Here is a 22,181-nt window from a genome sequence, read left to right as displayed (position 1 = left end):
CGTCTATAACGGTGTGAATCCGCTAATTAACGATTAATCTACATCAGCTATACGCCATTCAGCACCTTTTTCCTTGCTCTTATGGAACACATACACTGAGCTTCCACCGCTGTCTTCATTGTTCCTGATCTCCGAAACTTGAACGACAGCCTCAAACAACGACTTTTGCTCTTTAATAGCTATTGGTTGTTCGACCTTTATGCTTGTAATTGTGAATCCGGTAATGCCACTTGAATCTTCGCGTGACTTGCGTGCACTTTCCGTGTACAAGTTTAAAAAATCATCCCATTTTTTCTCATGTATATACTTTATTCGCAAATTAATTAGCTCGATAAGCGGCTTCTCTTCTTCCGTGAAAGCTGAGCTTTCCAAATACGCTGGCTCGAGTACTTCGTTATTCGGCGACTCAGACGACTGCATAGGAATGGGAGTGGAAGACTCGATTATAGGTGATGGCGACATGCTCTGTGTATTCTGCTGTTCTCCGTCTACTTGCTCGTCTGCTCCATCTTTGCCATAACCACTCACCGAATACGCATCTTCCAGCAAAGTCCAAATCTTATTCGTGGATGATTTCCCTAATCGATAAAGCGTTCCAGTATCACCTGGCTTCATGAAATTCCCATGCTCGCTGCTCTCTGATATCCAAAGCAGGTAACGCGAGTCCCCTAAGATTACAGAATAGGGTGGTGCCGCGATATCGACCTTTCCCTTCATCTGCTTACCAAATCGGAATGCATATTCGAATGCTCGAATCGACTCTCGATCCTCCCACACCACTTGCGAGGTCGGCTCTGCCTGCTCAAAATCAAGCATGCGCTGAACGGTAACCTGATTCTCATTTACCCGAAACAAAAACATCAAAATTGCAGCAGCCACAACTACGACGCCAATCAGAATGATGTAGCCACGCTTCAAATGCACACTTCCTTTCTCCAAAAAAATTCAACCATTGCTACCTGTTACTTCGTGTCCGATATAATAAATAGATAAATAAATCGAGTGCGATAACCATTAAGACGAAGGTCCATGGTAAAAGGTTCCATACATAGGTCCAGGTTGTGCCATAAACTGTTCCGGTCAACCAAATATAGGAGGAGATGGCATAATAGGCAGGGCTAAACACAAGCATAAATGTCGTCATCGCCGACAACAAGGAAGCCACACCTATGCCGACTAATACGAGGCGAAAGGGATTTACACCCTTTTTTCAAGCAATTAAATAAATCATCATTCGGCAAATGATCATGGTCGAGCAGGACGCAAGAAAAAAGCTTGCTTCGGTTACAAAACAAGGAAAATGGGTAATCATAAGACTGCTGCCAAATAATTGCCGCCTTTATGGAAATAGTGAACATACCTTTACGGAGTTATTTTACGATCGCTTGCAGTTCCAATGTGATGAGCGCATCACGTATCCCATTTACAAAAACAATGCGCTTGAGCACATTATCCCGATTCTAGAGAATGGGACCCTTGGGGCCCCATTGGGCGTGAATATATGATTCGTGAGATGAAACGTTATTTCATCAAAAACGCTACTATTGCATATTGACAAATAATTATTTTTGTGGTATAATATAATATTTTACTATTTACATACATTTTAACTATTGGTACGATGTTACTTGAAATGAGCAACTCACCTGCAGCAAAAACTTCTAAACAGTAGCGGAGGGTTAAAATGAACATTGCAAGCGGCGTTAATATGATGCCAATATCAGCGGTCATGATGGGTCGAATGGAAACGATTTATCCCACTTTAATTTGGGATAACGACACCGTGATCTTAGTGGATACTGGCTATCCGGGGCAGCTGCCATTAATAAAGGAGCAAATGGAGCGTGCTGGACTTGCGTTTGAGCGTCTTAACAAAATCATTATTACCCATCAAGACCTTGACCACATTGGAAGCTTGCCTGCGATTTTGCAGGAATTGCCTCATAAGGCGGAGGTGCTTGCGGATAAAGTAGAAGCTCCTTACATTCAAGGTGAAGCACATTTGCTCAAAGTTACACCAGAATCGATTGAGCAAGCTGTCAAAGCCTTGCCGGCAGAAGTGCCTGAGGAATGGCGAGCCGCATTCAGGAAGACGCTTGAAAATCCGCCTAAAGCGAATGTCGATGTTATCATTACGGATGGGCAACAATTGCCGTATTGCGGAGGAATTATCGTCATTGGCACACCTGGGCATACGCCCGGACATCTTAGCCTTTATCATACTGCTAGCAAAACGTTAATTGCAGCTGATGCTCTAATCGTTGAAAACGACCAGCTGCTAGGACCGACACCACATTATTGCCTCGACCCGGATACCGCAAAAAAATCCATCAAAAAATTAACGCAATACGACATAAACACAGTCATCTGCTACCATGGCGGATTATATTCTGATCATGTGAATGAGCGGATTTTAGAGCTCGCTGCCGAATAGCGAATAAGGGAGCTGCCAACGCAATCGACGTTGACAGCTCCTTTATATATATGTCTACAATCCGCCAGCCAGCGCTTTTTTCAAAAACTGTCCTGTATAGGAAGCTGCAACAGCCGCTACTTGCTCTGGCGTTCCTGCTGCGACAAGATTGCCGCCTTCTGCACCGCCTTCGGGCCCTATATCGATGACCCAATCGGATTCCCGGATAAGTTCTAAGCTATGCTCAACCAGAATGACCGTATTGCCGGCATCCACTAATTTATTGAGTAGAGCAAGCAGCTGTTCAACGTCCGCTAGATGCAAGCCCGTTGTTGGCTCATCCAGCAAATAAAGGGTATGTTTGTTCGATCTCTTGTTCAGCTCCCTAGCCAGCTTAATTCGCTGACCTTCTCCGCCGGACAACGTTTTTACCGACTGTCCCCATTGCAGATAGCCTAACCCCACTTCACACAGCAGCTCGGTCATGCTCGCAATTTTTGCTTTATTTTTAAACACAGATCTGCTCTCTTCAACCGTCATATCAAGCAAATCCGATATCGAATAACCCTCGTAGGTGACTCGCAGCACTTCATCTTTGAATCGTTTTCCTTTGCAAGCCGTGCAGCGAATTTCAAGATTAGGGAGAAAACTCATGTCTACCGATAATACGCCAAGTCCTTGGCAAGTCTCGCAGCGTCCCCCTGGTGTATTGAATGAAAAATGCTTCGAGGTAAGCTGATTGCGCTTCGCCTCTGGCAGCCCTGCATATAAATTTCGCAGCTGTGTAAATACTTCTGTATAAGTCGCAATATTTGAGCGCTGCATACGACCTAATGGTGACTGATCGACCGTAATTTGATTTCCGATATGCTCAAAGCCCGCAATGCTGTCGCAGCCCGCAATACGTCGTTTCCCCTGCCCTCCCTCCGCAAGCAAATCAAATAACAAGGTAGATTTGCCTGAGCCAGACACTCCCGTTACCGAGATGAGACAGCCAAGCGGAAAAGCAACATCAAACCCTTTCAAATTACGAGCATGTRCATGGACAATCGACAGCTGTTTACCGTCGCCTGACCTTCTTGTCCGTACCGCCGCTGGCAAGCTTTCCTGACGCAAATAGGTACCTGTAACGGAACTCTCACTTGCGATCAGCTCCTCCAAGCTGCCTTCGCCAACGACCGTCCCACCTAAATATCCTGCTCCTGGACCGATATCGATAATATGATCTGCAGCTCTCATGACCTCAATATCATGCTCAATAACGAGTACCGTGTTGCCCAAATCACGCAGCTGCATGAGAACGCGAAGCAAACCTGCTGTATCGCGTGGATGTAGACCTGTTGTTGGCTCATCCAATATATAGAGCACACCAGTAAGTCCAGACCCAAGGAGTGACGCTAATCGCAGACGCTGAGCTTCCCCGCCTGACAGGGAAACGGTCTGTCGGTCCAGAGATAAATAACTAAGGCCAACATCGATGATTCTCTCCAAACGTATCGGCATATCGGTCATGACAGGCGCAAGCAGCGGCCGTCCCTGAGGAGGCACAGCATCCTGAAGCTGCTTGGTCCAAGTAAGCAAATCCTCCAATGACCAAGTGGATACTTCTGATATCGAAGCCCCTGCCACTAAAGCTGACCGGCTTTCTTTTTTTAGACGCATGCCCTTGCAATCCGTACACCCATCTTGCTTAAAATAATCGTTTTCCTTTTCTGCTGCCCCTTGCTCGCTTTCCTTCTCTTTATACCTTCTCCACATTCCAGTTACAATGCCTTCAAACTTGCCTTTTCCGACTGTTTTTGGCGGCGCTGCAAGAGGAAAATGCCTCATGAATGCATCGCTCTCCACGCCGTAATAAAGCAGATCACGCTGGATTTCCGTATAATCCTTTAATGGCAGGTCGAGATCAAATGTAAATCCATAATGGTCTCCTGCACCCTTTAAAATGACAGCATAATATTCGAGTTGTACTTCGTACAGGCAAGTCACACAGCCGCCGCGGAAACTCAGCTCTTGATTGAATACCGCTTCTAAGTCAAGCGTGGCAACATGTCCTAACCCACTGCAGGTTTCGCAGGCTCCCTCCGGCTTATTGAAAGAAAAATGAGCCATTCCGAGCTTCTCATGTTCCTTATTGCAGCCCGGGCATACGATCGTCTGGCGTCCCTCCTCTTCCTCTGCAGCTGCGATATCATTCTCTTCATCGAATACAGGCGGTATAGTTGTATCGCAGCTGCTGCATTTACGGCTGCTAAGCCTGGAGTAGACAAAACGCAAATACGTATAAATATCTGTAACCGTACCAACCGTAGAACGCGGATTGCGATTGGTGACGTGCTGACCGATGCTGATGGAAGGAGAAAGTCCAGCTATCGATTCCACCTTCGGCTTGCTTATGGAATCCGATACCATCCCCATTGACTCCATATACTGCCTCTGACATTCCCTTTGCAGCGTGTCCATGGCAAGCGTTGATTTGCCGGAGCCTGAGGGCCCTGTCAACACAACCAATTTGTATTTGGGGATTGAGAGTGAAATGTTTTTCAAGTTATTTTCGCGCGCACCTGTAATGACTATCGTATCGTTCATGCATGTCCTCCTCATTGACAATAAATTTTTGGGGTAAGCAACGCTTCGCCTATTTAGAGCTCTTTTCCAGCATTTATTCCAGCATACTACATTGATGCAAGTGAGAAGGTTACGCAAATAAACACCCTATTTAAACCTGTTTCGTTGACAAAAAGGTTCCCATGGTTGTTTAATGTTTTTAGAAAATGTTCGGAGGTGTTTTTTTGTGATTATTCGGCCGATTGATATTGCCAGGAGATTAAATATTAGTACTAACGCGCTGAGGCACTACGAGGATTGGGGCATCATTCCACCGGTTGAACGAGGGACAAACGGTTATCGCATATATACAGCAGAACACGTCGCTTACTTTGAGTGCATAAGAGCGATGAATGAAGGTTTTGGAATGACGCTTACCAAAGAAGTGATGATTAAACTAATCCAAGGCGAGATTGATGAATCGTTATGGCTTGTAAACCGTGCACAGGCAGAGCTTCACCGTGACAAAACGATCGCCGATAAAACGATTCTTGCGCTGGAGACAGATGAAATTCATTTGCTGCATAGAGCAAGGAACAGAAAAGGGATGACCATTGGGGAAGTATCCGAGGCAACAACCATACCAAGCTCCGCTATTCGTCACTGGGAGAAGATGGGTCTCCTTATTGTTAATCGCAACAAGGAAAATGGCTACCGCATCTTCAGTCCAGCAAACCTGCGTCAAATCTTAATTATTCGCACCTTCAAGGCGGCGGTATGGTCGCTTGAGATCATTCAACAGGTGTTGAAAGAAGTAGACGATAACCAGGTAGAAAATGCGATAAAAATAGCGCGTGAATCGATGCAATTTCTAAATCGAGTCAATAGAAACCAACTGCTCGGAGCCCATTTTTTGTATAAGCTTCTACTCGCCATCGAACAAAAACATTAATCATTAGCCCAGATCGCTGACATAGGAAGCTGCATTTGATCGAAGTAGATCGATTAAATCATCGTTCATGTATTCGAATTCATCTGGTATATGAAGACAGATTAGCTGCTTGCCCGAAAGCTCATGGCCAAACTTGCTTTGCAGCCTTCGAATATGTTTTTTCTCCATTGCAAAAATATAATCAGCCCAGCCAATATGACCTGCTGTCACCTTAATCCGGGCATTCTCTTCCGTACCAGCGGACCTCACCTCATGGCCGACAACACCTTGAAAAATCGTTTCCGCAGTCAAGCTTCGCCACTTGTTTCTGCTGCATACAAACAATAGATTTATCGAGAACACACTCCTCATTGATATTTTATTTTATTGGTCAACCAGTTCAAGCAAATTACTCAGCTCATGATATAACTCCAGCTCCGACAATACGCGCTTGCAGCGTCTAAGCATCCGTCTGTCTTCCAAAATTAATTTCTTGTGCTGCGCATCACGAAGGAAAGCAAGCTTTCTCTCCGGGGTTGCCTCTTCAACCATTGCATCGAGCGCCCGCCTATCATCCCAATCAATAGAGAGCGGCCCTTCAGCGATATAATCAACCTGACCCAAAAGCGGTGCAACACCAATCGAATCCAGCGTTTGCATGCAAATCGCTTGCGCCCTTTCCTCACGTACACTTTGCATATACTGTTCCAAGTCAGTAATTTCACGCAGTCCAAAAAGCTCTTTCAGCCTTTGCAGCGCCGCTGAATGCTCATCCGCCAAGCTTTCATTTTTCTGCTCTCGCATCTTTTTAAAGAAATCATCAAATGTCGCAGGGTTATTATACAGTAGACTTCTATCCGTAATAATAAGACGAAGGAAATCCGTAATATTTTTGGAAACAAGCCATATTTCCGAGTCAAAATCCATTGGCGATACGACAGCTATATAAGCTTGCTCCAAATCTTTGACAGCTCCGAAATCCGTTACAAAACAATAATGAATGCCATCACAACCAGAGCTGGCGAAAGGAATAAAATCGGGCGGCGTACATGGATAGCGGAAGTCATATTTTTGCATGATAAGCCCCAGCTCTAGATCCATTGCTCTCCCGAGCTCTGACTCCAGCTCATACAGCCGATTAATCGCCTGCGGCACCTCATAGTTGCCATATTGCCGATGAACACGCGGCTTATCCCATTTTTGTTCCGTTTTGACGATCGGCCCAAACGATATTTCCGATGGAAAATTTGCCCTATCGATGCTGGCGTAGGCTTGAATGATATCCGGTACGTATTCACGAGTCAGTTTATGCCCAGACAGAATTTGGTACAGCTGCGTAAGGTCATCTTCTTCCCACGCCGACAAGCTCTCCAACGATATCCCGCCCTTATGACCGGATAAACGCAGAATAATCGCATCAAACTGTGCGCGGTTATCCTCCTTTACGAACGCATATTCTTCCAAAATGAAAGCAATCATCGATTGTTTATCCATGCTCAGCTCCATCTCCCTATCGTAAATCCGATTCAGTATTTTAGGCATTTAATGCTAATTATACCAAATGAATCAGCTGAAAAACTACATATTCATCCTAGTCCAGCTCTCGATATTGGAAATAGCAGCGATTGAAAGCTTGTTCTCGTCCTCTTTTAAACGCAGCTCAAGCTTTGTTTCATAGAGATCGAGCTCAAATAATTGCTCAATATGATAAACTCCTTTTGGCAGATTCGAGCTGTATACAGCCATGGCAACCGCAATTGCCGTTTGTGCTGTAATTTCAGCCTCCTCTGTACCCTGCAGCCCATATTCGATTAACGTCTCTGCTCCTGATTTAACACCGTAACCTGTCATTTTTACCGCGTAACAAGCAGAACCGACTCGAAGCTTACCGAGCAATTGAATCGCCAAACTTCTCATCGGTTTTAATCGCAGCAGACGATCGAATCCTAATCCCTTAAAGAGTGCTATCGTGCTGGTGACGATCCGCGAATCAAAGCATAACCTCGTAGATACTGATGGTACGCCTAATGTATGAGGTAGTGTTTCTTGGTCGGAAAAAGGGAAGCGATAGGCTGTTCGGACTTTTAAATCAGCGCCAAAATCTGTTTTAAGCCCTTCCGTAAAGCTGCTGACTCTTCGTGCGCTGCCTGATTCCGTAATATGAAATGACCGTGAGAGACTATCGACTGTCCATTCGATAGCTGCTTTGCCATGCGCGTCTCCAAGACCCAGCATAATGCCGATATCAATCCGTTGCACTTCATCCATCGACTGCACGGCCTTAAGCGCCAGCAGATTCGTCAGGCCTGGCGCCAGCCCGACGCTTAATACAGCGGTACCTTGCTGATCGTTCACGCTTTTATTCAATTGCTCCATCGCTGCAAAAAAAGCACCATTTGCCGATACGTCTACATAGTCCGCGCCAGCGAGCAAACAAGCTTCCGCAAAGGCAGTATCCATCTGATCCAAACACATCACAACAAGCTTTACTCGTTCAAGCTGGTGTTCCTTAAGCGGTTCTTCCACTGAAATCCGAAGCGGCTTTACCTTCCCGCCACCGCTCTGGCAAAATTGTTCCGCTCGCGCTAGACTTCTGCCTGCCGCATACACGTTGCCTGGATAATGAATCGCAAGCTGATTGCATATTTTCCCGCCCACATGGCCGTAACCGCCTACTACAATGATGTCTGTTTTCATAGCTGTCCCCTTATCCTCTCTTAAATCAACATAGCCGTCTAATATATAAGCAGCAGCAAAGCTGTTCATCGTCCCATCCATTATGTAAAATGAATTAAGAATTATTCTCAATTATAGTGGAGATAAAATAAACAACCATCCCATAAATGTGGGATTCCGAATACAGAAATGAAGGAGACTGTGTATGTCTTTAACCATAGATAAGGTCAAACAGCGATTAAATAAGTTGTCTGTTGCCTCAATAACATCACAGGCTTATCGCGAAGCGGCCTTATCCATCATCAGAGAAGCCGTGCCTTATGCTGGAGCCTGCTGTACTTCTGTTGATCCGATGACTCTGCTCTCAATCGGGGCGACAACAGATGAGGCTGTGGAAGCGATTCATCATCAATTATTTGAATATGAATATTTGCATGAGGATTACAACAGCTATGAGCAGTTAGCCCAAGCAGAAATGGCAGCAGCCTCCTTAAGCGAAGCCACTGAGGGCTACTTGGGGCGAAGCGGTCGTTACCACGAGGTTCTGCTGCCTGCTGGATTCGGAGACGAGCTGCGTGCAGCTTTGCTTTATGAGGGTTCATGCTGGGGATATTTGACGTTGTTCCGTAAGTCAGGAGAGCCTTTTTTCCTTGAGTCGGAAATTTTGCTTATCGTCGCTGTCGCTCCGATTTTAGCCAAAGCATTAAAAAAATACGCTTTGGAGCTTCCGTCGACCGATGGTGTTGCAGGCTTAGAGGAGCCTGGCTTCTTGGTGCTGTCCGAGCAGCTTCAATTCAATTCCTCCAATGATGCTGCCCGCCGCTGGCTTTCCGCCTTAAGAGGCTTAGAGCAAATAGAAGGCGATACACTGCCAAGACCAATCAGAGCTGTTTGCTCTCGGGCGCTGGCAAAGCCAGCCTCTTCAGCGGATGAAACAAAGTCAGCAAAAGTATGTATTCGGATGCCGAGCGGTCATTATTTATCCTTGCATGCGAGCAGGCTGGATGGAACAAATGGTTTGACCCAGCTTGCGGTCTTTATCGAGCTAGCTAAACCATCCGATATTGTTCCGCTTATATCAGAGGCATACGCCCTCTCTTCTCGGGAGAAGGAGGTTATAGAGCGGATCATCAAAGCATTTTCAACTAAAGAAATTGCTAAGTCTCTTCATATTTCTGCCTATACCGTTCAAGACCATTTAAAGTCGATTTTCACAAAAACCGGCGTAAACAGCCGGCGTGAGCTTTTATGGGAACTGTTTTCCCGTCATAACTAATAACCAGAGGTTGATGTCATCTTCAAGGGGGCTTGCAAACTGGGAACGAGATGCTGGGTTCGTTAACTGAAAATAGTGGTGCAATCCAAATGGCAGGTGAACGAAGCCCCAGCAGAGCAGCGCTTTGGGATTCACGCAGTCTAAGCTCGATTAACAAAACAAAGCAGGGGCTGTCCAAAACGCAGATAAATCTACGTTTAAGACARCCCCTGCATTACTTGCCTATTGCACCAGCTTACCCTTGTTCGATCACACTTGGGTCCATATACACTAGTTCCCATAGATGATTATTTATATCTTGAAAGCTCCAGTTATACATAAATCCATGGTCGATTGGATCTTTAGCAGGTTTACCGCCAGCTTCCAAAGCCTTATTCACAATCTCATCCACTTGCTCTTTGCTTTCGGCGGATAATGTCAATATGACCTCAGCTGTTTTTGATGGATCTGCAATTTCTTTATCAATAAACGTTTGGAAGTACTGCTCAACCAGCAGCATAGCAAAAATATTAGGTCCGATGATCATACAGGTAGCTTTCTCATCCGTAAATTGGGGGTTGAACTCAAACCCTAATTTAGTAAAAAAATCGACTGTCTTATTCAAATCTTTAATCGGTAAATTCACAAAGATGTTTGCGGACTGAAAAGCCATAACCTATCACCTCTTAATTAGAATGCCCTACATGTAAATCATCACTATCATAATAACCTATATTCTAGCTTTATTACTAGTGAATGATAGTTTGTCGATTGCTTTTTTCATACCAATACTCGCACATTAATAAGCCGTTTCTTGCTTACTTCTCCGTTTTGCCTTCAAAAAACAAAGGACGCTTGCATTCATTAGTTCTCTCCAGCTTGTCAATTTCGACTGCGATTTCCTGAAGCCAAACCTCGTCACCTGTCATGCTCGCCATATAGCCAAAATTATATTGTTCGGCAAGTCTTTGTGCGTACTTGGCATTCAATTTCATGCAGGCGTTTAGCTCTGAGCTTTCTTGCTCCGTTAAGCTCCGTTTCTCCTGCAGCAGCCACAGCTCAGCAAGGCGCCAATGAACATTCATCATATCGATCATTCCCATCGTTCTATTAATGACCTTCACCTCTATTCTTTCCCAGTCGTAGCCAAAATAATCTCCTTGCTATTAAAACTCACAAAAAATTAGTAGATTTGCTATAAAAAAAAGAAGAGCCCGTCCCTAAAGGTCACTCGCGACCTAGAGAAACAGACCCATTATTTCATTAATCTATCATGACAACATTCACTTATTAAAGCATCGTATACCGTGTTTCACGGAATGAAGCTTCACCTGCGCCCACCAGACCAGGCAAGCCTGCAAGGCTGGATACAGCACCTGCAAATACGACTTGATCGTCCAGTCGAATGGTCAAGCAGCCGTTAACGACCGTACTCGAAAGCGTATGCCAGACCGTCCAATCGAAGTCTGCCGCATCTAAAGTAACGCTGGACAAAACAGATGCCTCTCCATCAATACATGACGATACGGTTACGGAACCGGCTGTACGATTCAACACGGCTTCTACCGAGTTGCGCTCATCCGTATAAGCGGCATAGACGCCATATTCGGAACCACGCTTCACGAGAATATCGGTATCAAAACAGTAAGCCTCACCTGAGGCAGCATCACCTAGTTTGTCCAATAACCAAGCTGTACGCAGCCCTTGCTTGCTGCGGCAGTGAAGCTCGCCGCCGCTGACACGGCAGATGCCATCGCCGCTTGTCCGCTCAAGCTGCTCAGCAAATGCGGTGCTGCTCGCATCCGTTAACGCCAAATGGCGTGTAACCTCAAAACCTGCGAAGGAAGCAGCAGTATAACGCGTTTGTAAACCTACGCTGCCGCTTGCAATCGGGAATTGTTTATCTATTACCGTAACCTCATCAAGCTGAATACGATAGTTGTCTCCCGTTTTCTCCACACGAAGCAAATGGTATACGGCGAAGTTAAAGCTCTCTGGCAAAGCATACTCGATTGCTTCATGCTGAATGCCTTTATAGACGGCATGAGCACGTAGTACTCTACGTCCGACATCCAATAAGACCGACACGTAATTGCTTTCGTCCTGATATGCGGCATAAATGCCATATAAACCGCCGGTATGATCCTTCGACCATTTCACGCTTGCTTCAAGAACATAGTGGCTGTATGCAGACTTCGTGACTGCCCCGGCGATAACAGCACGGCTTGTCTGAAGCGCTTCGCCATTTGCTCTTGTCCAGCTGCCCGCAGCTGCTTGCCACAACTCGCCTAGACCTTCTTCACTACCGTCAAATAAATCACGGAATGTTGGCTGCGCCGGCGCTGTCTGCGGCGTATAAGTCGGGCCGGCAATATAGAGCCGATCACCGCTCCAAAGCAGAGGATCTGCTCGCATCGTCCGCTGCTCACGGTCCATGTCAAGAACATCGTCAGCATTCCGGCCGTGGTAAAACACCCATGAATCTACGTTGTTTGGAGCTCTCACCACGGAATTGTGGCCTACGCCCTCGACACCATCATTTTTGCGAAGAAGCGGCTCATATTGATCATCGGAAGGATACTTGTTCCATTCCAGCTCATGAAGCGGCTGGCCTTTGCTGCCGTCTGCCACCGAATAACCTAAAAAATAATTCGGGCGTACATATGCATTTCCGCTGTACATCATATAGTGCTTCGTGCCGCGCTTCAAATAAAAAGCACCCTCGATCGTATGCCAGTCACGGCCGTCGCCAAACCGATTTTCTTCATAGATTTCCTCATCAATAGTAGGCAATACGACAATTTGCGGCTCACCGGCTGGCGTAACCATATCAAGCATTTTATCGACCAGGATGACTGTGCCCGCACGATCACGATCTACGCCTGAATATTCATTATTGGAGTAAAACATATAATAATCGCCTTGCTCGTCCTTCACGACATGCGCATCCAATGAAAACGTGTCATAAAACGTTCGCACGTATTCGAATGGGCCTTCCGGTGTATCTGAAACGGCAACCATTAATCGCTCTTCATGCACATCATCTTCCGTTATGAGCATTGATGATACGTATAAGTAAAAGCGGCCATTCTCATATACAGCGGCTGGCGCCCAATATTCCTTATGCCCTTCCAGCTGAAATCCATAGCCTAAGTGCTCCCAGCTTACAAGATCACTGGATCGCAGCACAACTACGCCAGCTTTCGCGGTTGCATAGGTATAATAACGACCGTTAAATTTCAAAAGGTAAGGATCGGGATGCACGAGCGTCAGCGGCTCCTGCTGCCCTGCGCCCGCTTCGATCTTCAGCGGATTCAAATACGATGCGCCGCCATGATGCGGCAGTCCGATAGATGGTATATTTTTAGCCATAATAATAGTCCTCCTCCAGCTTATCTACTAGCTCATTAATTAGCTTTTTACTGCGCCTGCCGTTAAGCCTGATTTCATTGCATTCTGACCGAACATATAAACAATAATGGAAGGAATAGTCATCAAAATAAGCGCTGCATAAAGCTGTGCGACCATTTCTGGCGTCTGATTTGTTGTACCCGTAAAAAATTGCGTAGCCAGCGTAACGGTATACATCTCTTCATCACGAATAAGGAGCAGCGGAATGATATAGTCATTCCATGAGTAGATAAATGTAAGCACTGCAATATTAATAATAGCAGGTATGCCAAGCGGGATCATGATCGTTCTGTACATTCGGAAGGATGTGCAGCCATCAATCATGCCCGCTTCCAGAATCGCATTCGGAATGGAATCGAAATAGTTTTTGAGAATAAGAAGCATGAACGGTGCGTTGAATGCGACCAATGGCAAAATGACGCCAGAATAGCTATTCATAATGCCAAGTGTTTTTGCTGTAAAAAAGAGCGGTGACATGACCGCTGTCGCAGGAATAGCCAAGCAGGCAACCAGCGAATAAAACAGGACGTTTTTCATCTTGAATTGCATTTTTGAGAATGCATAAGCAGCCAGTGTAGCTAGCAAACCTACTGCGAGAGTTGTGCATACCGCGATAAAAAAGCTATTGAAAACGACTAAGAAATAATTGACCTTTGGGTGATTGATAACGGCAAGATAATTGCCAAACCCATTGATGCCGAGCGATTTAATGACGGATTGTACAAGCGGATACAACCAAACGACCGCAACTATGGCTAACACGGCTTGAATGATCCATTTATCTAATTTGCGTAAATTAATAAACATTTGAGCTCACCCCTTACGGTTATAAATCACGTTGTTGACGGTTCGTATACTGAATTTGCAGCACGGCAAGTATGAGAGCGATGATGAGAATGGTCACCCCTGCAGCAGCGGACATCCCGCCATTAAACTCCTCAATCGCCTTCTTATACACATACGTAGTCAGAAACTCTGTCGAGCGCCCCGGTCCGCCGCCAGTAAGCAGCGATACGATGTCGAATGTTTTGAGCGAGCCGACAATACCAAGAATGACGAGTGTAGACGTTGTGCCGCCAACGAGCGGAACCGTAATTTTGAACAGCGTCCTCCAGAAGCCAGAGCCGTCAATTTTTGCTGATTCATAGATTTCATCTGGAATGGCTAGAAGCGCTGAATAATAAAGCGTCATACTAAAGCCCATCCATTCAAAAATATTGACGATAATGATCGACATGAGCGCATATTTGGGATCGCCAAGCCAGGATACAGCTAGAAAATCTAGCCCCAAAGCGCGCAATCCTTCATTTAGACTGCCGAAGTTTGTATCCATAATGATACGGAATATAGCAGCAATAATGATCGGTGCCATAATGGTCGGTATGAAATAGACCGATCTGAAGATGGAATGGCCCCGCAGCTTCGCGCGAAGCAGTATCGCCAGCATTAACCCAAGCGCCGCTTGAATGCCCACTGTAAAAATAAAGAACACGAGATTATTTCGCAGTGCGATATGGTAAGACTTATCGTCAAACAGCTTGATATAGTTATCAAAGCCGATATATTTCATCTCCGAGTCAATGCCGTTCCAAGAATGAAAGCTCGTATAAACCGTAAATCCTATGCAATAGTACAAAAATAAACCCGATACGATAAGAATTGGTAAAATATATAAATAAGCTCTCCATCCGGAAAGAACAGAACGATTGCCGTTCATGGTGTATCACCCCTTCATTTACCTATCAAATATCCGATTTTGAGTATAAGAAAGAGCATGAATACCAACACGCATATCCATGCTCTTTATCTGCTCTAAATCTTATTGCTTGCTAAAAATTCGAATTTACTTGCGGTCAATACCATCGGAAACCTTCTGAATATCTTTAAGCGAGGTTTCAATGCTTTTACCTGCTGCAACATCCTGCATCGCTACACCAATCGCATTCGTAAGCTCAGGGTAATCAAGCAAGCGTTTGCCTACTGCATTTTCGATTGCATCGTTTACTGTTTTGATCGCTTCACGCTCGGATTCGAATTTAAATTGATCAAGCGATTTAATTTCAATGCCAATCTTAGCTGGTGATCCTTGAATGAAATCAGCCATAATTTGTTGGCCTTCGCCTTGTGTCATAAACTCAAGCAGCTTCCAAGCCGCTTCCTTGTTTTTGGAGTTTTTGTTGATTGAAAGTGCTGTATCTACGCTGGCAACCGCTTTGGATTCGTTTGGTCCGATTTGCGGAAGCAAGAAAATGCCCGTTTCATCGTTTTCAATCGCTGTTCCGTCTTTCTCTCCGCCTGGTAGGCTGAAGCCTGCATGCCAAGAACCAGTCAAGAACATCGCAGCTTTACCAGAATAGAAGTATTGGTCACGAGCATCTGGGTAAGTAGACAAGCCCAAAGCTCCGTCTTGCATTACTTTATCAGTGAATAGCTTGCTCCATGCTGTCATTGTGTCGACGAAAGCTTGATCGGTCCAAGCTACTTTGCCTTGCTCTGCTTCATAGATTTTGCCTGGCGCGAATTGATTGCTAAGCGCTACGAACATATCAACGTCATGCCAAATGTCCTTCGCTCCGAAAGCTACAGGCACGATGCCGTTGCCTTTCTCACGAATAGTCGCATTTACAGACAACCACTCTTCATACGTTGCCGGCACTTTTGTAATGCCCAATTTATCAAAAATCGTTTTGTTATAAAGAACAAATTCTTGGCCAGTCAAGTTAAGCGGCAGTGCAACCATTGTGCCGTCTTTTGCTCTTACTTGATCGATAGAAGCTTTAACGAACTTGTCCTGCCAGCCAGTACCCCAGTTCGTATCCGCAAGCGCTTCGATAGGCTCTAGCGTGTTAGCATATTGGTTCAGCATGCCTCCAACTTGCATACCAAGAAGATCCGGACCTTCGTTGGCAGCCATCGCTACTTGAAGCTTCTTCTGAAAGTCTGTTTGCTCGCCGCGCCAGTAATCTACTTTAATGTTCGGGTTAGCTGCTTCAAATGCCGCAATCGCTTTCTCCGCTTGTACATCCGTAGGAACCCAAGACCAGAAAGTAACCGTTTGCTGTTCCGTAGAAGTTGATCCACTATTCTTGCCGTTATTTGTGTCTGTGTTTTTGCTGCCGCAAGCAGCAGCCGTCAATGTTAAACAAATGGATAATGCCAATACAAGCGCAAATCTAAAAGATAATTTTTTCATTGTTCCATCTCCCCTTAGATGTATGTTTGTCATCTTGCCTCTTCATCATAGAAAAGAAGAGCCCACACGTGGACTCCATTATTTTTACATTTACTCTATCTTTTTTACTTTTCACTCAAATAATCTTATTTTTGTTGTTTTTCATATTCGATTGGCGTGTTTCCAGTAATTTTTTTGAATACCGTAAAGAAATAATTGTAATTGTTAAAACCAACCTGCTTCACAACATCCTTTAAATCAACATCGCCTGACCTGATCAACAGCTTAGCTTGTTCCACTCGCACATGGTTGACATAATCAGCGAAGCCTTGACCGCATTCCTCCTTGAACATCCGGCTCAAATAAGAGGAATTGACTCCAATGACATCTGCGGCCTCCTGCAAAGTGATTGGCTCTGAGAATTTTTTCCGAACCCACTCCATCGTGCGGCGGGTATTTTCAGAATAAAGATTGTCATGCACATACGGACTAAGCGCCTCGACAAGCTTCTTATACACCCCAACAATCCATTCCTTCAGATCGGAGAGCGTATCAAATTTACCAATCGCCAGATAAGGATTCTGGTCGCCCTCGAACAAATCCTGATCTGCAATGCCAGCTTCCTTCGCCTTGCGATTAACAAGATGAATGAGTTCTACCGCAACCATTTGAGCCGTTTTATGCGGTGCACGTGCTTCATTCATTCTAGTAAACAGCTCTTCGATTTTGATGACCAGATCCTTTTCATTGGATGCTGCGAGAAGCGACAGCAATGTTCGCTCCAGCTTCACATCAACGGAGAAGCTTGTTCCAGAGTCAGCCCCTGCCTTTCGCTGTATCCCCGGCCAGATGACGACATCGCCGCCTTCATAAAACCTCTCCTGCAGCGCTTTATCCGCCTCATTGAAGTATTCATGCAGCACATTCACCTTGCTGCACATTTCACTTACGCTGAAGCTTAACATCTGGTTAAGCTGCCGTTTGGCGCTCAATCTGATTCGGGAGAGCGCTTCCGATATAATCGTGTGCCAAATAAATTTGCTGTTCGTATCAAATGAAAATAAAATGGCAAACTTCCCATTTTCGATCGGCGTCATATAAGCGTTTCCTGTATCTCCAAGGATATTGTCGGTAATATCCATAAAAGTGCCCATAATATAGTCAAGCTCTTTGGCGTTATATTTATCATGAAGCATGCCGCGGCTATCCCACTCCGCAACGACGACGGTGAGCATCCGCAGGTTCAGAGTTAAATCAAGCTTGTCCATCTGCACGAGAAGCTCTTCTTCGCTATTGTATGTGTACTGAACAAGACTTCGAATGAACCCCCTGATCAGCGTCGTTTGATTCTGCTGAATTTGCCGCTGCAAATCCAGCGTCTTCGCCTGCTCCTCCTGCTCTATTGCAAACCGCTCCCGTGCGCTTGCAAGGGCAGCAGCCAGTGTTTCTGCATCCAGCTCATGCTTCAAAATATAGTCGACAGCGCCCTTTTTCATACTGTTCTTCACATAATGAACATCGCTGTAGCTGCTGATCGCTATCACTTGAATATGCGGATAATGCTCCTCCATATAACTGATCAGCTCTAAACCATCCATTCCCGGCATACTCATGTCCGTAATGACGATTTCAGGCTTGCGTTCATCCAGAAGCTTGATCGCTGCATAGCCGCCGCTGGCTTCTCCGCATATATTAAAGCTGCCCGCTTCCCAGTTCATGATGTTCTTCAGCTTGCTCAACATAGGCAGATCGTCATCGACCAGCAAAACATTAATCATGCTTGTTGTCTCCCTTCACTTCAATCGGAATACGCACAGTTACCGTCGTGAATAAACCGGGCACGCTCTCGATTTGCAGGCCATAGCCTATTCCATAATGGAGCTTCATTCTCTGCTGTACATTTACAAGCCCAATACCGCTAAATCTAGACCGATTTTTTTCAGTGACTTTATTAAAAATAGTTTCCAATCGCTCTTGCTCGATGCCTACACCATTGTCAGACACCTGTATTACGATATGTCCATCATCCTCATATCCTTTAACCGTGAGCTGTCCTCTTCCCTTAAGCGGCTCTAAGCCATGAATGAGGGCATTCTCAACGATAGGCTGCAGCAAAAACTTCAACATACGCACCTGCAAAATCTCTTCCTCAATATCGAATACAGCGACAAACTTATCGTAATAACGAAACTGCTGAATATTCAAATAATGCTCCAAATATTGCTGTTCCTCTTGAACGGTAACATACTCTCCGCCTTTGCCCATGCTGCTATGCAGGAGTGTAACGAGAGAGGTAACTAGCTGCTTAATATTGTCGGCTTTCTGTACATCTGCCAGCCATTTGATTTGATTTAGTGTATTGAATAAAAAATGAGGATTGATCTGCGCCTGAAGCGCTTTAAACTCAAGAATCCGTTTCTGCTCCTCCGTTTGCTTCACATCATCAAGCAGCAGCCGCAAGTTGGTAACCATCGCGTTAAAGCCGTGGCTCAGCTCCTCCACCTCATCTCCTGATGATATGGCAATAGGATGTGATAAATTGCCCTCGCTGACCTTCTTCATGGCCTGCCTTAAACGGCCGATATTAATCGTAATTTGATTGGACAAAATCGTAGCAACAAAAAGGGCAACAATGAGGGTCACCATAGGAATAATCATAATCGTATTGGCTGCTTTTCTGCTCTCTGCGAGCAGCTCACCCTGCGGAATTAGCCCCACTGTCGTCCAATTTGTAAAATCGGAAGTATGATAAATAACAAGATGCTTCTCTCCGTTTATGTTCATGCTTAGCTTGCCCGAGCTGCCCTTCAGCTCAGGGAGCACATCTGCATAAGCTGTATCTGAAATCGGCTGATTAATATCCTTGTTGCGCGGCGAGTAGACAAAATTCCCTTTTTCATCAATCAGAAACAGCTGACTTTTATTAGGCAGAGGGGTATTGAAAATACGCTCAACAACCTCATAACTGAAATCAACCATGACGTAACCTGCCGCCTCCGAGCCGTCCATGATTGCCCTCGCAATAGAAACGACGTTTTGGTTCACATAGGAAGACACATAATTAAGTTTTTTATTGGAATGCGTCGTAATAAATATTTTGTTCCCTCTTTGCTCGAGCAGCTGCTCGAACCAGCTCGACTCCATAAATTCATTGGTTGGAACCATGGCCCCCTGCGAGTAGCTGCGGCCTCCCAAACTCGCTACTTGTATGCTCGATATGTAATATTTGTAGCCATATAAACTAGAAATGAAGTTATCAAGCTTACGATCCTTCTCGAGTCGATTAATTAAACTTTCAGAAGGATCAGGCAAAAGCACATCAATCACGTTAGGCCGGTTGAGAGAAATAATCGTACTAATATAATCGATGTCCTTGAGAGTAAGCTCGAAGCTTTTATTTGCATCCAAAATGGTACGGGACATAAAGCTCTCAGCCGAATCGCGCTGGCTATCATAATATTTGTTGTACCACAACACGCTAACTATCGTCAGCGAAACAATGATTACTACAGAGAAGCTTGTGAATATCTTGGTGCGAATGCCGATTCTCATTCCAAATCTCCAATTCTATACATTTAGGCTTTTGGACTATATGATACTCCTCAACCTCGGACAGGACAAGCATGCTTTAAAAAAAGGAAAAGCTGATCGCATCGTTGCGACCAGCTTTTCTTGGCTTTCTATTCGAACAAGCTGACTGCCTTGCCCCGCACTTCTTCGAGCATCTTCTTTCGGGCTGCATCATCAATTTGCGGCACGCTGCCAAAAAATATATGGCCAACTGACTTGATGCCGCAAAATTCATAAATACCCGTATCCGAAGTTTTTTTCAGCCCATCGTACATGCCAGTCCGGCTGTAAATCTCCGAAGGCGTTCCATGTGTATTAATAATAAGCCCCTTCTTGCCCGCAAGCAGCTTGCTGATCGTTCCATCCTCACCATACGCATAAGCGAAACCATACGAGAATACTCGATCAATGTATCCTTTAATAAGTGCGGGCAGCCCCGTCCACCAAATAGGATATACCATCGTAAAAGCATCCGCCCATTTCACATGCTCTTGCTCCGTTTTAATATCCAAAGGTGTGTTGCCTTCTCGCAGCGCCTCAAAATCGCTGGCTTTGAGCACAGGGTCAAATCGCATCGCGTATAAATCTCGGACGACGACCTCATGGCCTTGCTCCTTTAATGATTCAATAAAAGCATCCACAATGGCGTTATTAAAGCTGTCTGGATTAGGATGACAATAGACGATTAAGTGCTTCATAAAAAGGCTGCACCTCCGTAAGTATATAGACATCAGTCCGCATTAGTGTTGCCTAATCATCTTGCAATATGTAATGCCTGAATGCTCTCTTTTCAAACGAAAGCTTGCTTTGGTTTGTTTGCCCGCTTCTAGGCATTCGCACAGTCCAATCGCAAGGGATTGGCATAGGTATAGACAGAAACCATGTATTTTAAGCTTGGAGGAAAAGTTATGCACTCGTCTTTCCATACACATAGGTACCAGCCAGATCGGTTAGCAACAGACGAATATTTGCTCGACATGAAACAAGGAGATGTAACAGGTGACGGTATACCTGATCAGATTTATTTAATTGGTCATAAACCGGATGGACCATCCGGTATATTCGCAGATCATATTACGCTAGTCATTCAAGATGGGTATTCACAGCAGCGAACAGTCGTTCCTTTACAAAATAATGCCGGTTATAACGCTGTCCTGCTGCTTGGCGACTTTGATAAAAATCAAATACCAGACATTTTGATCAGTATCGATTCCGGAGGAAGCGGCGGTTACGGCATTTTCTACATTTACTCCTTCGCTCACCATGCGCTTCACAAGCTGTTTGATTCAGACAGCTACAATCAACAATACAAGTTTCGCGTCCAGTATGAAGATATGTACAAAGTATCGGTATCAAGTGCTCAGCTTGATTTGCTGTTTATAATTGATATAAGCAGCAAAGGGGCCGCTTATTTAGCCACTTATTACAACGAAAACGGAACGCTGAAGCAGCCTCTGCAAGGTGAAGTGCTGGCTATCGCAGCATTAAACCCAATTATTACAGCCGAAAACCGTGCATCCTTTGATCTGCAGGCTCTTCAGCGCATCATTGGACCAACAAACGCTGATACGCTCGGTTATGTAGAGAATCTGCTGACATGGAATGGAAACAGGTTTGATTCCTCTAGATTAAACGTCGCTATAATCGGTACTCCGCTCCAATCACATTTTTAACTTTTTTCAGATTGAATCGCTGACAATGATCGTTCGCCCAATCGTTGCTAGGTATTTCTGCATAACATGCATTAGCCCAATTGATAAGGAGTGATTTTGCATGGCATTTATGCCTCCAATAGGCCCTCAGGGGCCAATGGGACCGATGGGGCCTTTCGGACCATTTGGACCGCAAGGTCCGCAAGGTCCACAAGGTCCACAAGGTCCACAAGGACCTATGGGACCAGGACAACAAGGTCAACCAGGTATGTCGGGTCCGACCGCTCCGCCTCCACAATTCACGCCGCCGCAGCCAGCTGTTTCGTCATTTGCAATTGATCCAGGAGCTATTTCCGGCTGTTTGTTCCGCAACACTTACGTATGGATGGAGAATGGTCATGGTTTCTGGTTTTTCCCTGTATTTGTTGGACGTACATCTGTCTCCGGTTTCCGTTGGTTCGGAAGATCATGGGGTTACACCGGTATAGATTTACGGAGAATCAGCTCTTTCACTTGCTTCTAAATGTTCATATGAACATAAAAAAAACGACTTC

At 45.2% G+C, this 22,181-nt stretch carries 20 protein-coding genes and 1 pseudogene; 6 read left to right on the top strand and 15 right to left on the bottom strand.

The window, feature by feature from the left end; all coding sequences use genetic code 11:
* Nucleotides 1-33: 33 nt before the first annotated feature.
* Together AB4Z50_RS05675 and AB4Z50_RS05670 are read right to left on the bottom strand one after the other, a co-directional pair.
* On the bottom strand, nucleotides 34-924 hold the full coding sequence (locus tag AB4Z50_RS05675) for a hypothetical protein (RefSeq protein WP_441876723.1): 891 nt from the start codon (nucleotides 922-924) through the stop codon (nucleotides 34-36).
* A gap of 31 nt (nucleotides 925-955) precedes the next feature.
* A pseudogene (locus AB4Z50_RS05670) lies at nucleotides 956-1,195 on the bottom strand (iron chelate uptake ABC transporter family permease subunit); the annotation flags it as partial.
* Between the two features lie 46 nt (nucleotides 1,196-1,241).
* Between AB4Z50_RS05670 and AB4Z50_RS05665 the strand changes: the two are divergent.
* Nucleotides 1,242-1,505: a hypothetical protein gene (locus tag AB4Z50_RS05665; protein WP_441876720.1), complete on the top strand. Its 264-nt coding sequence runs from the start codon at nucleotides 1,242-1,244 to the stop codon at nucleotides 1,503-1,505.
* Nucleotides 1,506-1,684: 179 nt separating this feature from the next.
* Nucleotides 1,685-2,434 carry an MBL fold metallo-hydrolase gene (locus AB4Z50_RS05660; protein ID WP_076267549.1) on the top strand — a complete coding sequence of 250 codons (750 nt, stop codon included), beginning with the start codon at nucleotides 1,685-1,687 and terminating at the stop codon, nucleotides 2,432-2,434.
* 54 nt (nucleotides 2,435-2,488) lie between these two features.
* Here AB4Z50_RS05660 and uvrA read toward each other — a convergent pair whose 3' ends face one another.
* Nucleotides 2,489-5,002 (bottom strand): excinuclease ABC subunit UvrA, encoded by a 2,514-nt coding sequence (gene uvrA / locus AB4Z50_RS05655; protein ID WP_441876717.1) that lies wholly within the window; start codon nucleotides 5,000-5,002, stop codon nucleotides 2,489-2,491.
* A 205-nt stretch (nucleotides 5,003-5,207) separates the two neighbouring features.
* Here uvrA and AB4Z50_RS05650 point away from each other — a divergent pair, with 205 nt between their 5' ends.
* The gene (locus AB4Z50_RS05650; protein ID WP_441876714.1) at nucleotides 5,208-5,912 is read left to right on the top strand and encodes a MerR family transcriptional regulator; all 705 of its coding nucleotides are present in this window, start codon (nucleotides 5,208-5,210) and stop codon (nucleotides 5,910-5,912) included.
* Nucleotides 5,913-5,915: 3 nt separating this feature from the next.
* Here AB4Z50_RS05650 and AB4Z50_RS05645 read toward each other — a convergent pair whose 3' ends face one another.
* The 3 genes from AB4Z50_RS05645 to AB4Z50_RS05635 form a co-directional block, all read right to left on the bottom strand.
* Nucleotides 5,916-6,263, bottom strand: coding sequence for a low molecular weight protein tyrosine phosphatase family protein (locus AB4Z50_RS05645; protein WP_441876711.1), 348 nt, complete (start codon nucleotides 6,261-6,263; stop codon nucleotides 5,916-5,918).
* A 12-nt stretch (nucleotides 6,264-6,275) separates the two neighbouring features.
* Nucleotides 6,276-7,385 carry a hypothetical protein gene (locus AB4Z50_RS05640; RefSeq protein ID WP_441876708.1) on the bottom strand — a complete coding sequence of 370 codons (1,110 nt, stop codon included), beginning with the start codon at nucleotides 7,383-7,385 and terminating at the stop codon, nucleotides 6,276-6,278.
* 84 nt (nucleotides 7,386-7,469) lie between these two features.
* Nucleotides 7,470-8,669 (bottom strand): saccharopine dehydrogenase family protein, encoded by a 1,200-nt coding sequence (locus AB4Z50_RS05635; RefSeq protein WP_441876705.1) that lies wholly within the window; start codon nucleotides 8,667-8,669, stop codon nucleotides 7,470-7,472.
* 103 nt (nucleotides 8,670-8,772) lie between these two features.
* On the opposite strand from AB4Z50_RS05635, the gene AB4Z50_RS05630 reads away from it, so the two are divergent.
* Entirely contained in the window at nucleotides 8,773-9,843 is a 1,071-nt protein-coding gene (locus tag AB4Z50_RS05630) for a LuxR C-terminal-related transcriptional regulator (RefSeq protein WP_441876702.1), read from the top strand.
* A 235-nt stretch (nucleotides 9,844-10,078) separates the two neighbouring features.
* Here the strand turns inward: AB4Z50_RS05630 and AB4Z50_RS05625 are convergent, their stop codons facing one another.
* The 9 genes from AB4Z50_RS05625 to AB4Z50_RS05585 form a co-directional block, all read right to left on the bottom strand.
* On the bottom strand, nucleotides 10,079-10,495 hold the full coding sequence (locus AB4Z50_RS05625) for a VOC family protein (protein WP_076267544.1): 417 nt from the start codon (nucleotides 10,493-10,495) through the stop codon (nucleotides 10,079-10,081).
* Nucleotides 10,496-10,640: 145 nt separating this feature from the next.
* Nucleotides 10,641-10,925, bottom strand: a complete 285-nt coding sequence (locus AB4Z50_RS05620) for a DUF7667 family protein (RefSeq protein ID WP_441876698.1) — start codon at nucleotides 10,923-10,925, stop codon at nucleotides 10,641-10,643.
* 187 nt (nucleotides 10,926-11,112) lie between these two features.
* The gene (locus AB4Z50_RS05615; protein WP_441876695.1) at nucleotides 11,113-13,194 is read right to left on the bottom strand and encodes a glycoside hydrolase family 43 protein; all 2,082 of its coding nucleotides are present in this window, start codon (nucleotides 13,192-13,194) and stop codon (nucleotides 11,113-11,115) included.
* A gap of 39 nt (nucleotides 13,195-13,233) precedes the next feature.
* Nucleotides 13,234-14,040: a carbohydrate ABC transporter permease gene (locus tag AB4Z50_RS05610; RefSeq protein WP_339204443.1), complete on the bottom strand. Its 807-nt coding sequence runs from the start codon at nucleotides 14,038-14,040 to the stop codon at nucleotides 13,234-13,236.
* A 19-nt stretch (nucleotides 14,041-14,059) separates the two neighbouring features.
* On the bottom strand, nucleotides 14,060-14,950 hold the full coding sequence (locus tag AB4Z50_RS05605; RefSeq protein ID WP_339204444.1) for a carbohydrate ABC transporter permease: 891 nt from the start codon (nucleotides 14,948-14,950) through the stop codon (nucleotides 14,060-14,062).
* A 126-nt stretch (nucleotides 14,951-15,076) separates the two neighbouring features.
* Nucleotides 15,077-16,426 (bottom strand): ABC transporter substrate-binding protein, encoded by a 1,350-nt coding sequence (locus AB4Z50_RS05600; RefSeq protein ID WP_441876691.1) that lies wholly within the window; start codon nucleotides 16,424-16,426, stop codon nucleotides 15,077-15,079.
* A 125-nt stretch (nucleotides 16,427-16,551) separates the two neighbouring features.
* The gene (locus AB4Z50_RS05595) at nucleotides 16,552-18,183 is read right to left on the bottom strand and encodes a response regulator transcription factor (RefSeq protein WP_441876688.1); all 1,632 of its coding nucleotides are present in this window, start codon (nucleotides 18,181-18,183) and stop codon (nucleotides 16,552-16,554) included.
* Nucleotides 18,176-19,957 carry a sensor histidine kinase gene (locus AB4Z50_RS05590; RefSeq protein WP_441876685.1) on the bottom strand — a complete coding sequence of 594 codons (1,782 nt, stop codon included), beginning with the start codon at nucleotides 19,955-19,957 and terminating at the stop codon, nucleotides 18,176-18,178. The genes AB4Z50_RS05595 and AB4Z50_RS05590 overlap by 8 nt, the downstream gene beginning before the upstream one ends.
* 128 nt (nucleotides 19,958-20,085) lie before the next feature.
* Entirely contained in the window at nucleotides 20,086-20,673 is a 588-nt protein-coding gene (locus AB4Z50_RS05585) for an NAD(P)H-dependent oxidoreductase (protein WP_441876682.1), read from the bottom strand.
* Between the two features lie 210 nt (nucleotides 20,674-20,883).
* On the opposite strand from AB4Z50_RS05585, the gene AB4Z50_RS05580 reads away from it, so the two are divergent.
* Complete coding sequence (locus tag AB4Z50_RS05580; RefSeq protein WP_430060019.1) at nucleotides 20,884-21,648, top strand: VCBS repeat-containing protein; 765 nt, start codon at nucleotides 20,884-20,886, stop codon at nucleotides 21,646-21,648.
* 100 nt (nucleotides 21,649-21,748) lie between these two features.
* Nucleotides 21,749-22,150 (top strand): collagen-like protein, encoded by a 402-nt coding sequence (locus AB4Z50_RS05575; RefSeq protein ID WP_441876678.1) that lies wholly within the window; start codon nucleotides 21,749-21,751, stop codon nucleotides 22,148-22,150.
* Nucleotides 22,151-22,181 lie beyond the last annotated feature (31 nt).

This window comes from Paenibacillus sp. 2TAB26 (genome assembly GCF_052115145.1).
Taxonomy (GTDB): Bacteria; Bacillota; Bacilli; order Paenibacillales; family Paenibacillaceae; genus Pristimantibacillus.
The sequence above is the reverse complement of the archived record's forward strand: the minus strand, read 5'-3'. Positions and strand labels throughout refer to the sequence as shown.

What these genes read in the sequence shown, in the direction of transcription:
- AB4Z50_RS05665 (WP_441876720.1), top strand. Translation starts at nt 1,242, where the DNA reads ATGATCATGGTCGAGCAGGACGCAAGAAAAAAGCTTGCTTCGGTTACA.
- AB4Z50_RS05660 (WP_076267549.1), top strand. Translation starts at nt 1,685, where the DNA reads ATGAACATTGCAAGCGGCGTTAATATGATGCCAATATCAGCGGTCATG.
- AB4Z50_RS05645 (WP_441876711.1), bottom strand. Translation starts at nt 6,263, where the DNA reads ATGAGGAGTGTGTTCTCGATAAATCTATTGTTTGTATGCAGCAGAAAC.
- AB4Z50_RS05640 (WP_441876708.1), bottom strand. Translation starts at nt 7,385, where the DNA reads ATGGATAAACAATCGATGATTGCTTTCATTTTGGAAGAATATGCGTTC.
- AB4Z50_RS05635 (WP_441876705.1), bottom strand. Translation starts at nt 8,669, where the DNA reads ATGGATGGGACGATGAACAGCTTTGCTGCTGCTTATATATTAGACGGC.
- AB4Z50_RS05630 (WP_441876702.1), top strand. Translation starts at nt 8,773, where the DNA reads ATGTCTTTAACCATAGATAAGGTCAAACAGCGATTAAATAAGTTGTCT.
- AB4Z50_RS05625 (WP_076267544.1), bottom strand. Translation starts at nt 10,495, where the DNA reads ATGGCTTTTCAGTCCGCAAACATCTTTGTGAATTTACCGATTAAAGAT.
- AB4Z50_RS05620 (WP_441876698.1), bottom strand. Translation starts at nt 10,925, where the DNA reads ATGGGAATGATCGATATGATGAATGTTCATTGGCGCCTTGCTGAGCTG.
- AB4Z50_RS05615 (WP_441876695.1), bottom strand. Translation starts at nt 13,194, where the DNA reads ATGGCTAAAAATATACCATCTATCGGACTGCCGCATCATGGCGGCGCA.
- AB4Z50_RS05610 (WP_339204443.1), bottom strand. Translation starts at nt 14,040, where the DNA reads ATGTTTATTAATTTACGCAAATTAGATAAATGGATCATTCAAGCCGTG.
- AB4Z50_RS05605 (WP_339204444.1), bottom strand. Translation starts at nt 14,950, where the DNA reads ATGAACGGCAATCGTTCTGTTCTTTCCGGATGGAGAGCTTATTTATAT.
- AB4Z50_RS05600 (WP_441876691.1), bottom strand. Translation starts at nt 16,426, where the DNA reads ATGAAAAAATTATCTTTTAGATTTGCGCTTGTATTGGCATTATCCATT.
- AB4Z50_RS05595 (WP_441876688.1), bottom strand. Translation starts at nt 18,183, where the DNA reads ATGATTAATGTTTTGCTGGTCGATGACGATCTGCCTATGTTGAGCAAG.
- AB4Z50_RS05590 (WP_441876685.1), bottom strand. Translation starts at nt 19,957, where the DNA reads ATGAGAATCGGCATTCGCACCAAGATATTCACAAGCTTCTCTGTAGTA.
- AB4Z50_RS05585 (WP_441876682.1), bottom strand. Translation starts at nt 20,673, where the DNA reads ATGAAGCACTTAATCGTCTATTGTCATCCTAATCCAGACAGCTTTAAT.
- AB4Z50_RS05580 (WP_430060019.1), top strand. Translation starts at nt 20,884, where the DNA reads ATGCACTCGTCTTTCCATACACATAGGTACCAGCCAGATCGGTTAGCA.
- AB4Z50_RS05575 (WP_441876678.1), top strand. Translation starts at nt 21,749, where the DNA reads ATGGCATTTATGCCTCCAATAGGCCCTCAGGGGCCAATGGGACCGATG.